13 protein-coding genes are annotated in these 13,029 nt (G+C 61.9%); 11 read left to right on the forward strand and 2 right to left on the reverse strand.

Annotated features, from left to right (window positions below; translation table 11 throughout):
* Nucleotides 1-30: 30 nt before the first annotated feature.
* From H7995_RS01875 to H7995_RS01910, 8 genes are all read left to right on the forward strand, one after another.
* Nucleotides 31-243, forward strand: coding sequence for a hypothetical protein (locus tag H7995_RS01875; protein ID WP_232534532.1), 213 nt, complete (start codon nucleotides 31-33; stop codon nucleotides 241-243).
* Nucleotides 244-480: 237 nt separating this feature from the next.
* Complete coding sequence (locus H7995_RS01880; RefSeq protein ID WP_166591103.1) at nucleotides 481-1,158, forward strand: thermostable hemolysin; 678 nt, start codon at nucleotides 481-483, stop codon at nucleotides 1,156-1,158.
* A complete protein-coding gene (locus H7995_RS01885) occupies nucleotides 1,148-2,629 on the forward strand; it encodes an AMP-binding protein (RefSeq protein ID WP_185817881.1) in 1,482 nt (493 codons plus the stop codon). Before H7995_RS01880 ends, H7995_RS01885 begins: the two co-directional genes overlap by 11 nt.
* The gene (locus H7995_RS01890) at nucleotides 2,626-3,300 is read left to right on the forward strand and encodes an iron-containing redox enzyme family protein (RefSeq protein ID WP_182340587.1); all 675 of its coding nucleotides are present in this window, start codon (nucleotides 2,626-2,628) and stop codon (nucleotides 3,298-3,300) included. Before H7995_RS01885 ends, H7995_RS01890 begins: the two co-directional genes overlap by 4 nt.
* Entirely contained in the window at nucleotides 3,287-4,096 is an 810-nt protein-coding gene (locus H7995_RS01895) for an SDR family oxidoreductase (protein ID WP_185817882.1), read from the forward strand. Before H7995_RS01890 ends, H7995_RS01895 begins: the two co-directional genes overlap by 14 nt.
* Nucleotides 4,093-4,737, forward strand: a complete 645-nt coding sequence (locus tag H7995_RS01900; protein ID WP_166591107.1) for a tetratricopeptide repeat protein — start codon at nucleotides 4,093-4,095, stop codon at nucleotides 4,735-4,737. Before H7995_RS01895 ends, H7995_RS01900 begins: the two co-directional genes overlap by 4 nt.
* Nucleotides 4,738-4,751: 14 nt before the next feature.
* Nucleotides 4,752-5,414, forward strand: coding sequence for a response regulator (locus H7995_RS01905; RefSeq protein ID WP_166591108.1), 663 nt, complete (start codon nucleotides 4,752-4,754; stop codon nucleotides 5,412-5,414).
* Entirely contained in the window at nucleotides 5,411-6,787 is a 1,377-nt protein-coding gene (locus H7995_RS01910; protein ID WP_166591109.1) for a sensor histidine kinase, read from the forward strand. Before H7995_RS01905 ends, H7995_RS01910 begins: the two co-directional genes overlap by 4 nt.
* Before the next feature lie 88 nt (nucleotides 6,788-6,875).
* Here H7995_RS01910 and H7995_RS01915 read toward each other — a convergent pair whose 3' ends face one another.
* Both H7995_RS01915 and H7995_RS01920 read right to left on the reverse strand, forming a co-directional pair.
* Entirely contained in the window at nucleotides 6,876-8,102 is a 1,227-nt protein-coding gene (locus tag H7995_RS01915) for an MFS transporter (protein WP_166591110.1), read from the reverse strand.
* A gap of 293 nt (nucleotides 8,103-8,395) precedes the next feature.
* Nucleotides 8,396-8,866: a GNAT family N-acetyltransferase gene (locus tag H7995_RS01920; RefSeq protein WP_166591111.1), complete on the reverse strand. Its 471-nt coding sequence runs from the start codon at nucleotides 8,864-8,866 to the stop codon at nucleotides 8,396-8,398.
* 316 nt (nucleotides 8,867-9,182) lie between these two features.
* On the opposite strand from H7995_RS01920, the gene H7995_RS01925 reads away from it, so the two are divergent.
* From H7995_RS01925 to dsdC, 3 genes are read left to right on the forward strand one after another with little or no spacing between them, the layout of a single operon-like run.
* Entirely contained in the window at nucleotides 9,183-10,526 is a 1,344-nt protein-coding gene (locus tag H7995_RS01925) for a GntT/GntP/DsdX family permease (protein WP_185817883.1), read from the forward strand.
* A 38-nt stretch (nucleotides 10,527-10,564) separates the two neighbouring features.
* Entirely contained in the window at nucleotides 10,565-11,917 is a 1,353-nt protein-coding gene (locus tag H7995_RS01930) for a D-serine ammonia-lyase (protein ID WP_166591113.1), read from the forward strand.
* A 56-nt stretch (nucleotides 11,918-11,973) separates the two neighbouring features.
* Nucleotides 11,974-12,921 (forward strand): DNA-binding transcriptional regulator DsdC, encoded by a 948-nt coding sequence (dsdC, locus tag H7995_RS01935; protein ID WP_166591114.1) that lies wholly within the window; start codon nucleotides 11,974-11,976, stop codon nucleotides 12,919-12,921.
* Nucleotides 12,922-13,029 lie beyond the last annotated feature (108 nt).

The following is a 13,029-nucleotide window of genomic DNA, read 5'->3' on the forward strand; positions in this document are numbered from 1 at the left end:
AAGTTCACAGCATGTTTGAGTTTTTGCTTCATGCTGTTCGCATTCGTCGCAAGTATTGCGCCCAAACGACTGGGCGTTGACCCCAAGGCCTCGGCCCGAGAGCTGGAGTTGGGCATCGCCAAAGAAGAAGGCGCGATCACCGTGCCCTATACCCCTAGAGTCGTGCGCGCACATCAGGTGGTGCAAGCGGCCCGGCGGATGGCCAGCGTATCGTCGACATCGAAGGTCGACACGCGTCACTGACCATTGAGCGTGTGGTGCATGCGGGTCAAATCATCGAATCATGTTGCGCTGACGCGGTGAATGATCCTTGGACAACAGGCGGAATCGACAGCCCAGAGCGGCTCGTTTGCTTTTCTTCTGCGTCCACTCATGAACTGCTTGTGAACGGCACTGCGAGGCGTCTGTTCAGCACCTTCAGACTTCGTTAAGAAAGCTCTCCGATACTCCTCCCTAACTTATCCGGGAGGCGTGCCGCCAATGTCCGACTTTAACTGGAACATCCCTTTACCGCTGCGCCTTGGGCAAGCTGACAATTCGCCCATGACACTGGCCAGAGCGTTGCCCGAAGAATCGCTGCGTCCTGCCTTCGAAGCCTACATCCAGGAACGGTTTCGGAAGATTCACGGTGCTGATATTCGCCATTTCATGCCGCAACTGTTCGGTATGAGCACCCCCTCAGGCACGCTCTGTGCCGTGGCGGGGGTGCGGCTTGCCAGTGTCGAGCCGCTGTTTCTGGAACGCTATCTGGACGAACCCATCGATCCGCTGATCAGCGCAGCGGCCAACCAAGCCGTGGGCCGGGCTGCCATTGCCGAAGTCGGCAACCTGGCCGCTAGCGACACCGGTAGCGCGCGCTTGAGCATTGTTGCGATGACGTACCTGCTGGCCATGGGAGGGCTGGAGTGGGTGGCGTTTACCGGGAACGTTGGCTTGGTCAACAGTTTTCACCGCCTGGGTCTCAAACCCGTGACGTTGTGTGCTGCCGACCCGGCACGTCTTGGCGATGAGCGCCTTAGCTGGGGCAGCTATTACGAGAGCCAGCCGTGGGTGCACGTCGGCAACATCCGCGCCGGTTTCACCCATCTGCGCAACATCGGACTGTTCAATCGCCTCGGCTTACCATCATCTATCGAGGGGGCCAGTCATGTCGCCTGAGACACTGCGCTTCCAACAGACACTACGTAACTATGCCGAAAGCCAGCCTCACACCATTGCTTTGTGGGGGGATGACCTGAAGCTGGACTACGCCATGCTCAATGCTGAGGTGGCGTACCGTCAGCAGTGCCTGCGAGATCAGCACGTCAAGGTGGTCGCACTGGCATTGGACAACGGCACCGAAGCCGTGCTCTGGGACCTGGCCATCCTGTTTGAAGGCCTCACCTGTCTGACGCTGGCCCCTTTTTTCAGTGCGGCTCAACGCCGTCATTGCCTGGAGCAAAGCCAAGCCGAGCTGGTCATTGGCGCAGAGGATCAGGCAGACGAACTGCAGGCAGCCGGTTACACCCAGTCTGGCAAATTCTGGCGTCGTACGTTCTGTGCTCCAAACCGGCTACCTGAAGGTACGGCCAAACTGACGTTCACCTCGGGCACCACGGGCACACCCAAGGGCGTGTGTCTGAGCGCCGAGAGCCTGTTGAGCGTTGCCCGTGAACTGGAGCGGGCCAGCGAACCGTGCAAGCCGCAGCATCATCTTGCCTTGTTGCCTCTGGCCATTCTGCTGGAAAACATCGGTTGCTACGCGGCCTTGTATGCCGGTGCAACGGTGAGCGTGCCGTGCCAGAAAACCCTGGGTATCCAAGGTGCCAGCGGCGTTGATGTACCGGTATTGCTTGGTTGCCTGGCGGCCCGCGCGCCGCAGAGCCTGATTCTGGTGCCACAGTTGTTGCTGCTGCTGACAAACACCGCCGAGCAAAAAGTCTTCGACCCCCGATCGCTACGGTTTGCCGCCGTCGGCGGGGCGCGAGTGTCCCGGGCATTGCTGGATCGTGCACAGCGGGTCGGTCTGCCGATCTACGAAGGCTACGGCTTGTCTGAGTGTGCATCGGTGGTATGCCTGAACCGACCCGATGCACATCGCCCCGGCAGCGTGGGGCGCCCGCTGCCGCATGTAGAGGTCCGCCTGGCCGAAGATGGTGAAGTGCTGATCCGCGGCTCGGTGCTTCTCGGCTACCTGGGGGAGGCTGCACATACCCAGCAATGGTGGGCCAGTGGCGATCTGGGCGAGTTCGACGCCGAGGGTTTTCTCTACCTCAGGGGGCGCAAGAAGCACCAGTTCATCACCAGCTTCGGGCGCAATGTGAACCCCGAGTGGGTTGAGGCCGAGCTGACCCAGCGGCGCGACATTGCACAGGCGTTCGTCCATGGCGAGGCCATGCCGCACAACCACGCCTTGCTCTGGCCCCATCGTCCCGAATGTACGGATGACGAGTTGGCTCTTGCGGTGTCCGAGGCCAACGCGACGTTGCCCGACTATGCCCAGGTGCACCACTGGACCCGATTGAATCAACCGTTTACCCCCGCCAACGGCCTGCTGACCGCCAATGGCCGCCCGCGTCGTGACGCCATCGTCGAGCGTTACCGGGCGCAACTGACTGAGTCGGTCAACTTTGAGGAATCCGCATCATGAGTTTTTTCGACACCCTGCAACACGCCACGCAACAGGAGCGTCAAGAGCTGTTCGCGCTGCCGATCATCCGCGACGCGCTCGAAGGCAAGGTCAGCCTGGACAGTTATCGGGCATTCCTGGCGCAGGCCTACTACCACGTGCGTCATACCGTCCCCTTGATGATGGCCTGTGGTGCGCGCTTGCCGCAGCGCCTGGAGTGGCTGCGCAAAGCCGTCTGTGAATACATCGAGGATGAGTACGGTCACGAACAATGGGTACTCAATGACATCGCTGTGTGTGGGGGCGACAAGGAGGCTGTACGCGACGGTCGTCCGAGCATGCCGATCGAACTGATGGTCAGCTTTCTCTACGACCTGATTGCCCGAGACAATCCGGTCGGGCTGTTTGGCATGGTCAATGTGCTCGAAGGCACCAGTGTCGCCCTGGCGACCCATGCCGCTGGCAGTATTCGCCAGCGTCTGGACTTGCCGGAAAGCGCCTTTAGCTACCTAAGCTCGCACGGCTCATTGGACATCGAACATATGCAGACCTACCGCCGGCTGATGGATAACCTCGAGGACCCGGGCGACCAGGCTGCGGTTATCCATGCCTCTAAAGTGGTCTATCGGCTTTACACGGACATGTTCCGAGGTTTGCCGCGGGACGGGGAGGTTGAGCATGCGCCTGTCTGAGGCTCGCGTAGTACTGACGGGGGCCAGTGGTGGTATTGGCCTGGCCATCGCGGCGCAGCTGTGCGCCAGTGGCGCGCAGGTACTGGCAGTGGCCAGGCACCGGGAACCCCTGGCCTCTCTGCTTGAGCGTTACCCCCTGCAACTGACCTGGATAACTGCCGACCTGACGTTTCTGGCCGACCGGCGCAAAGTGCAGGCCGCCGCGCAAGAGATGGGCGGCATCAACCTGCTGATCAACGCCGCCGGGGTCAATCACTTTGCCATGTTGGAGCAGCTCGATGACAGCGACATCCACGCGATGCTGGTGGTCAACATCAGCGCACCGATCTGCCTGACCAAACTGCTGCTCCCGCTGCTCAAGCAGGCAACGAGTGCCATGGTGGTGAATGTCGGTTCCACCTATGGCTCCATCGGCTATCCCGGCTACGCCAGTTACTGCGCCACCAAGTTTGCCTTGCGCGGTTTTTCCGAGGCGTTGCGCCGGGAACTGGCGGACACCCGGGTCGCCGTGCTGTACGTCGCTCCCCGGGCCACGCGTACCAGCATGAACAGCCCCGCGGCCCAGGCCTTGAACGATGCGCTCAAGGCGAATGTCGACGACCCAAAAAAAGTCGCCTCAGCCGTCATCCATGCCATCGCCGGTGACCGACGCGACCTTTACCTGGGCTGGCCGGAGCGCTTTTTCGTGCGACTCAACAGCCTTCTGCCCAACCTCGTGGATCGTGGTCTGCGCAAGCAATTGCCGCTGATCCGTCGCCTGAGTCAGAAAACCGAAAACGAGAACCTCAAACCATGAAAAAACTACTCGCTTGCCTGTTTCTGGGGGCCCTGAGCCAAAGTGTCTGGGCGCTTGATGCGGCTGATGAGCAGCGTCTGAGCGGCATCCAGCAACGCTGGGCGCAGATTCAGTATCAAATGCCCGCCGACCAGCGCACCGCTGCTTTCGAACAGCTGGCCGCCCAGGCCTCGGCGTTCACCCATGAGCGCCAGTCGGTGGCCGAGGCCTGGATATGGTCCGGGATTGTCAGCAGTAGCTGGGCCGGCGCCCAAGGTGGACTGGGTGCGTTGAGCAAGGTCAAACAGGCCAAGGCCGACCTTGAGAAAGCCCTGGCTATTGATCCCAATGCCTTGCAAGGCTCGGCCTATACCAGCCTGGGGGCCTTGTACGACCGGGTGCCCGGCTGGCCTATCGGGTTTGGCGATGCCGACAAGGCAGAGGCGTTGCTCAAACAGGCCTTGCAACTGAACCCCAACGGTATCGATAGTCTGTACTTCTGGGGCGATCACCTCTACCGTCAGAAACGTTACACCGAAGCCAGGGCCGCGCTGCAAAAAGCCCTGCAAGCGACACCACGGCCCGGGCGGGCAACCGCTGACGCGGGACGGCGCCAGGAGATTGAAGCGTTACTGCTGGACGTGAATAAAAAACTTGGCTGACAGGAGTGCTGCATGTGCGTCTATTGCTGATCGAGGATGACTTGGCGCTGGGAGAAGGTATCGATCAAGCCCTGGGCCGAGAAGGGTATACCGTCGACTGGATTCGCGATGGCAGCAGTGCCCTGCATGCGCTACTCAGTGAAACCTTTGACCTGGCGGTGCTGGACCTGGGGCTGCCGCGCATGGATGGTCTTGAAGTGCTACGGCGCCTCAGGGACAGCGGCTCCAACCTGCCGGTGCTGATTCTCACCGCCCGCGATGCCACAGAAGACCGTATCGCGGGCCTGGACGCCGGGGCCGACGATTACCTGATCAAACCGTTCGACCTGGCCGAGCTCAAGGCCCGCTTGCGTGCGTTGTTGCGGCGCAGTGCCGGGCGTGCCCAGCTCCTGATCGAACACGCCGGCATCAGCCTCAACCCGGGTACCCAGCAAGTCAGCTATCAGGGCGAGCCGGTGCCCTTGACGCCCAAGGAGTATCAGTTGCTTCACGAATTGCTGTCGCCGCCAGGTCGGGTGATGACCCGCGACCACTTGATGCAATTGCTCTATGGTTGGAGCGAAGAGGCGGAAAGCAACACCCTGGAGGTGCATATTCATCACCTGCGCAAGAAATTCTCCAGCAACCTGATCCGTACCATACGTGGCGTCGGCTACCTGGTAGAAGAACGCCCATGACCTCGATTCGGCGCCGCACACTGACGCTGATTCTCGGCCTGCTGTTTGTCGGTCTGTTGATCATGACGGTGTTCAACCTGCACGACAGCAATCACGAAATTGATGAGGTCTATGACGCCCAACTGGCTCAGAACGCTCGTCTGTTGCAAGGCATCATGCGCATGCCGATGGCCAGCAAGGAACACGCCGAGCTTTATCAGGCATTCAATCTGGCGTTGAGTCAGGCGGTGCCCAAGATCGACGGCCATCCTTACGAAAGCAAGATCGCTTTCCAGGTCTGGAATACGCAGGGCACATTGTTGGTGCACACCGCCAGTGCGCCGACCTTCACCTCTGCCCCGGACACAACCGGTTTCAGTGACGTGGTCGACCTCAATGGCCGCAAATGGCGAGCGTTCATGCTCGATGACCCCCAATACGCCCTGAAAATATGGGTGGGTGAGCGTGACGATGTGCGTGCCGACCTGGTGGATCGCATCGTTCGCCATACGGTGGTGCCCAACCTGCTCGGCAGTCTGGTGCTGGCGGTGGTGATCTGGCTGGCCATCGGCTGGGGGCTCAAACCCCTGGAAAACATGGCGAGGACCCTGCGTGCCAGGCATTCCGGCTCGCTTGAACCCCTACAGATGGTGCCCCTGCCCACCGAGCTGGAACCGATGCAGGCCGCACTGAACCGGATGCTGGCGCAGATCCAGGAAGTGCTGGGTCGGGAGCGGCGGTTCATCGCCGATGCGGCCCACGAAATGCGCACGCCGTTGGCGGTTCTCAGGGTGCATGCGCAGAACCTCATGGAATCGGGCTCCGATGAGGACCGCCGTGAGTCCCTCGAGCATTTGATCAAAGGCGTGGATCGGACCAGTCGGCTGGTCAATCAGTTGCTGACCATGGCGCGGATTGAACCGCAATCGATGCTTTCTGCAACGCCCTGCATTGATCTGGAGGCGACGGTTCGCGAAGCGCTGGTGCAGTTGACGCCCTGGCTGCTGAGCCGGGGGCTGGAACTGGCATTCGATGTCAGCGGCCCGCTGTCGCCGGTAAGGGCAGATCCCGCCGCCATCCATATTGCCCTGAACAACCTGGTGACCAATGCCGCAAACTTCTCCCCACCGCATGGCACGATCACGGTTCGACTGGCCAAAAAAGGGGAGCACCTCGAGCTGTCGGTCGAAGACGAGGGGCCAGGTATCGACGAAGCTGATCGCGAACGGTTATTCGAACGCTTTTACAGTCATGGCAACGACCAGGGCGCCGGGTTGGGCCTGACTATCGTGCAGGCAATTGCCGTCCGTTTGGGAGGGAGTATCAAACTGCAGAACCGCGAATCGGGCGGGCTACGGGCAACCTTGGAGATTGCCGACAATCGAGATGGTTGAATCCGTGGCAAGTACCTCGGTTCGCCCTCCGGCTCTTGCATCAGCGCAGGGCGTCACCTTGGCAATACAGGGGGCAAATGGGCCCGGGTCAGCAGGGCTGGGCCGCCAGGCTATTGGTGATGTTACGCCCCAGCACCAGCACCGTGACAAAACCGCAACCGACCAGCGCCGTGGCGAGACTCAGCAGTACCGAGCTGCCCAGTTGGTCGACGATCTGCCCGCCGAAGAATGAGCCCAGCGCGATAATCACCTGGAACAAGGCGACGAATAGCGGCATCCCGCGTTCTACATCCTTGGGCGCGACGACAAACATCCAGATACTGGCGCAGGCCGGGAAGGCGCCGAAGGCGAAGCCCCAGAGCGCGATCAGCATCGCAGCGCCGGTCATGCCGGTGGCGAAGTGGGGGAATAGGGCGGTGCTGGTGCCGATCATCAGGGCCACCAGCAGCAGGGTATGACGTACGCTGCGGTTGGCGGCGAAGCCGGCAAAAATATTGCCCATGACCCCGGCCACGCCAAAGAGCAGCAGCAACGAACCAATGGTCGGTCCGTCGAACCCGGCACTGTGTTTGAAGAAGGGGGCGACGTAGGTGTACGCGGCAAAGTGCGCCAGGCCGATCAGCAATACCGCGATCAATCCGACGCGCGCTTGTGGATTGATAAACAGGGCCGGCAGGTCACTGATGCGGATGGCCTTTTCCGGGGTCAGGCGCGGTAGAAGGAAGATCTGCGCCAGTAACACCGGTACCCCCATCAGCGCGGTGATCAGGAAGGTCATGCGCCAGCCCATCAGGCCGCTGAGCCAGGTGCCTACGGGTACGCCGAGGACGGTGGCCAAGGTCACGCCGACCATGATGATCGAGGTGGCCTGTGCTACGCCAACGCCCTTGGGCGCCAGCCTGCCGCTCAGCGCGATCGCCGTCGCCCAGAAGCCGCCGATACTGATACCCAACAGAACACGACCGAACAGCAGCAGGCTGAAGTCGCTGGCGAAGGCCACGACCGAGTTGGCGATGATCATGATCAGCGTCAGGCCGATCAGTAGGTATCGACGGTCCATGGCGCCAATCCCGACCGACAGCAAGGGGGCGGCCAGGGCGGCCATGATGCCGGGCAGGGTCACCATCAGGCCGGCGTGACCGGCACTGATGCCCAGGTCGCTGGCGACATCGTTGAGTACGCCCACCGGGAGAAACTCACTGGTGACCAGGGCGAATGCACCCACGGCGACGGAGAGAATCGCCAACCACTGCTGTTTGACACTTTGTTGGCTATGTTCAGGGATGTCGCGAGGGGCCTGGCTGGCGCTTGGCATGGTGTTGATTCCAGAGGGACATGTCGCCTGAAGCCAGGCGGGGGGGAAAAGGGAGGCGATTATAGGAATCAGTTCTGGTAATTCAACAGGCGTGCCGCTTGATAGTCATCATCAGCGCAATCAATGCGACGTCGTTGGGGGCAGGCCATAAACGGCAGTGCCGGATATGGCCTCAGCGGGTTCGGTCATCTGCCGATGCTGTTTAAAAGTCGGTGCCTCGCACACTGAGCACTGATGACGATGTTAGTGTCTGCGACCACCCCTGTGGCCGCAGAAACCCAGGCGAGCACCCTTTACGCGCCAGTAGCCAATGGCATTCGGTATTCGATAACGCCAGGTTTTTCGGCAATCCAGTCGTATAACCTTTGGGCGGTTTGATTGGTTTGCTGGGTGTGCCAGTAAAGCCGTTCACAGTTTTTTTCCTGCGCTTGCCTTTGCACATACTCGATAAGTTGTTTACCTATCATCTGGCCTCGTGCGCTTGGGCAGACGTAGAGATCTTCCAGGTAGCAGAAGTCATTGCGGCCCCAGGTCGAGCGGTGAAAGACGAAGTTGACGAAACCGTAGAGGCGTTCGCCGTCGCAGGCGACCGCGCAATGCACAGGTTCGGCACTGTCAAAGAAGCGTGCCCAAGTTATCTTGGTCGTCGCCAAACCGACATCTACCTCGTAAAACGCCTGGTACTTGGCCCAAAAATCGCACCACTGCTCGAAGTCCCTTTGTTCTACTGGGCGAATCGATAACGCCTGTTTTACTGCTGTCATGCTCATCCTTAATGGCGGTGGAAACGCTCACGTTAAATGTCGATGCACTAAGCCTTTCCTGCCCGCTTCGGTGCCGACCCCAAGTGGTAACAGCACCCTTGGTAGCGGATTTATATCGCGCCAATGGCCAAACTCGCCCAGCCAATTTTCGATCTGCGGCCAGACCAGTTGGCGTTCGGCTTAGTCCATAGATGACTCCACGTCATCCATCCATTGAACAACCATCCTTTGTAAGCCCCCCGCCCCCTGGCGCTTAATCGCCGCGGACTGCGATCCGCGCGGTCTCATGCGCTCACTACAATAACAAGGGGATGTCATGCACGAAGAGGCGGGTTTACTACTGATTTTGATGGCGGCCATCGGCTTGATTGTCGTGCTGGTGGTCAAGTTTCGCGTTCATTCCTTCCTGGCGCTGATGCTCGCCAGTTTTGTCGTCGGGGCGGGCGCGGGCATGCCGCTGTCGTCCATCGCCGACTCCTTTGAAAAGGGCATGGGCGGCACCCTGGGGTTTCTTGCGGCGGTGATCGGCCTGGGGAGCATCCTGGGCAAGATGCTGGAAGTGTCCGGTGGCGCCGAGCGCATCGCCCGCTCGCTGCTCAGCACCCTGGGTGAGCAACGTGCCTCCTGGGCGATGATGCTGGTGGGCTGTATTGTCGGCATCCCGGTGTTCTTCGAAGTCGGCTTTGTGTTGCTGATTCCGCTGATCTACGTGGTGGCCCGGCAAACCCGCTTGAACATCCTGTATGTCGGCCTGCCCCTGGCGATTTCGTTGATGACCGTGCACTGCATGCTACCCCCGCACCCGGCCGCCATGGCGATCACCCAACTGCTGGGTGCCGACGTCGGCAAGGTGATTGTCTATGGGCTGATCGTCGGCCTGCCGACCGCCATCGTGGCGGGACCGCTGTGGGTCAAGCTGGTGTGCAAACGTCATGAGCCGGCCAGCGGCCAGGGATTCGCCGCGGCGCCCGCCAGCCTCACGGCGACCCAGGCGATGCCGGGCCTGGGGCTGACCCTGCTGGTGATCCTGCTGCCGTTGCTGTTGATGGTCGGCAAGACCCTGGTGACCATGAGCCTGCCCCAGGGCAGCGGCGTCTATCAATTGATGAACTTTCTCGGCAATCCCCTGACCGCGCTGGCCATTGCGGTGGTGTTCGCCTACGGTGCCCTGGGCTTGTACCGCGGGCTGGGCATGGCCGAGCTGCAGCGCCTGACTGAGCAGTCCTTCACGCCGTTGGCCAATATCCTGTTGATCATCGGCGCCGGCGGGGCCTTCAATGGGGTGCTGATCGACAGTGGCGTGGGCAAGGTCCTGGCCAGTACGCTGTCGCAATGGGACCTCAATCCGATCCTGCTGGCCTGGTTCGTCGCCGGCCTGATGCACCTGGCCGTGGGCTCGGCCACCGTCGCGATGATCAGTGCCGCAGGCATGGTCCTGCCGCTGCTGGACGCCATGCCCGGGCAGAACCGCGAAATCGTGGTGATTGCCATTGGCGCCGGCGCCATTGGCTGGACCACGGTGACCGACTCGGCGTTCTGGGTGGTCAAGGAATACCTGGGGGTGTCCCTGGGCGAGGCGCTGAAAAAATTTACTGTTGGAACCTTGCTGGCCTCGGTCGTGGCCCTGGGTATGACGTTATTGGTATCGCAGTGGGTTTGAGCACACCCGCGATGCTGTCCACTGTCTGGAGTAGAACCATGATTCACAATAAATCCCTGGCTGACTGGTGTCAGAGCCACCCCCTGATTGGCCCGTTGACCCGGGTCGAGCCCGTCACCTGGTTCAACCCGGCCCTGGCGCCGACCGCGCAGGCCTTGGGTGACGTGCCGTTGAGCCTGGCCGACGTGGATGACGCCAGCGCCCGGCTCGAGCGGTTCGCCAGCTACATTCAGTCGGCGTTCCCCGAGACCCAGGCGAGCGCTGGCATCATCGAGTCGCCGCTGATTGCGCTGCCGCGCCTGCAGGCCACCCTCTGCGCCGAGGAGCAACTGCCGGTGCAGGGCGCATTGTGGCTGAAGGCCGACAATCTGCTGCCGATTTCCGGTTCGATCAAGGCCCGGGGCGGCATCTATGAGGTGCTCAAGCATGCCGAGGACCTGGCGCTGGCCGGCGGCCTGATTCAGCCGGGTGCTTGCTACAGCACCCTGGACAGCGATGCCGCCCGGGCCTTTTTTGGCCAGTACAGCATCGCCGTCGGCTCCACCGGCAACCTCGGCCTGTCCATCGGCATCATGAGCGCACGCCTGGGGTTCAAGGCCACCGTGCACATGTCCGCCGATGCCCGGCAATGGAAGAAAGACCGCCTGCGTGCCTGCGGGGTGACCGTGGTCGAGTATCAATCGGACTACAGCGTCGCCGTCGAGCAGGGCCGGCAGCAGGCCGAGAGCGATCCCAAGTGCCATTTTGTCGACGACGAGAACTCGATCAATCTGTTCCTTGGTTATGCGGTGGCGGCGCGTCGCCTGCAGCACCAACTGGTGTCCGCGGGGATTACGGTCGACGCGTTACACCCGCTGTTTGTCTATCTGCCGTGCGGTGTCGGCGGCGGCCCTGGTGGCGTCGCCTTTGGCCTGAAGCAGATTTTCGGCGACGCGGTGCACTGCGTGTTTGCCGAGCCGACACACTCGCCGTGCATGTTGCTGGGGGTGTACACCGGGCTGCACGATGAGGTCAGTGTCTATGACTTTGGCATCGACAACCGCACCGCCGCCGATGGCCTGGCAGTGGGGCGACCGTCGGGGTTTGTCGGGCGCTCGATGCAACGCTTGCTCGACGGCTACTACACCCTCAGTGACGAGCAGATGTACCGCCTGCTGGCCCTGCTGCATGCCGAGGAAGGCCTGAAGCTGGAGCCCTCGGCGCTGGCCGGATTGCCCGGGTTCCTGCGGGTGCTGCAAGAGCAACAGGGGTATCGCCAGCGCTTGGGCCTCGACGCGCAGCGCCTGGCCAACGCCACGCACCTGGTGTGGGGCACGGGCGGCAGCATGGTGCCGGCGCAAGAAATGGACGCGTACCTGGAGCAGGGACGTACACTGTTGGCCGCACATTAGCCATTGCACCCGGGGCCGCGCGGCCCCGGGTTTCTCGCCCGCGGAAAAACGCCCCGATGCTGAACCTGCCTCCTCGATTGAGCTCCCGGCTCAACAGTTCCCAGTTCGCCAACCTGCACACCTTTCTGGTCGCCGCCCGGCACCTGAGTTTTGCCCTGGCCGCCGAAGAATTGTGCGTCACGCCCAGCGCCGTCAGCCACCGCATCGCCCGCCTGGAGCAAGCCCTGGACCTGCGCCTGTTCGAGCGCCTGACCCGTCGCGTACGCCTGACCGGGGAGGGCGAGCGCGTGTTCGCGATCCTCGAAGGGGTGATGGAGCAGTTGTCCGAAGCCCTGCAACAATCGCCCCAGGCCGAGCTCTGCGGGTCGGTGGCGCTGTATGCCCGACCTTCGGCTGCGCAATGCTGGCTGGTGCCACGCCTGGCGGACTTTCACCAACGTTACCCGAACATTGCCCTGGACATCCGGGTCGGCAACGACGCCATCGATTTCCGCACGCAAAACGTCGACCTCGCGCTGCTGTACGCCAACGGCGAATTCCCCGGGCTGGCCAGTCATGCCTTGATGAGCGAGACCATCGCGCCGGTTTGCAGCCCGCTGTATGCCGAGCGCCACGGCCTGCTTGAGGCGCCGCACAACCTGCGCCACTGCACGCTGTTGCACGATGCCCTGGCCTGGGACAACGCGGTCTACGATGCCGAGTGGCAACTCTGGGCCCGGCAGCAGGGGCTGCTCGAGGTCTTGCCGCAACGCGGGCTGACGTTCGATCGTTCCGACCTGTGTGTGACGGCGGCCATCAACCACGCGGGCATCGCCATCGGCCGCCAGCGCCTGGTACAGAGCCGCATCGACCAGGGCGAACTGATCCTGCCGTTCGGTGGATTTTCCCAGCCGGGGCGCTACGACTATTTTCTCGTCCACCCCCACCGTGACCCCATGCCCCCACGGGTGCAGGTGCTGATCGACTGGCTCAAGGAAAAGGCCGGCGAAGGCTCGGCGGCTTGAGCTGCCCGCAGCACGGACCGCGCCAGGTTAGTGGTGAATGGACGACACCCGTCAGCTGCGCTATCTTGCCGCCGCTGCCAAAACGGCGGTGCGTGCCTCCCGTGCAGG

It is taken from the genome of Pseudomonas kielensis, from assembly GCF_014236655.1.
Classification (GTDB): domain Bacteria; phylum Pseudomonadota; class Gammaproteobacteria; order Pseudomonadales; family Pseudomonadaceae; genus Aquipseudomonas; species Aquipseudomonas kielensis.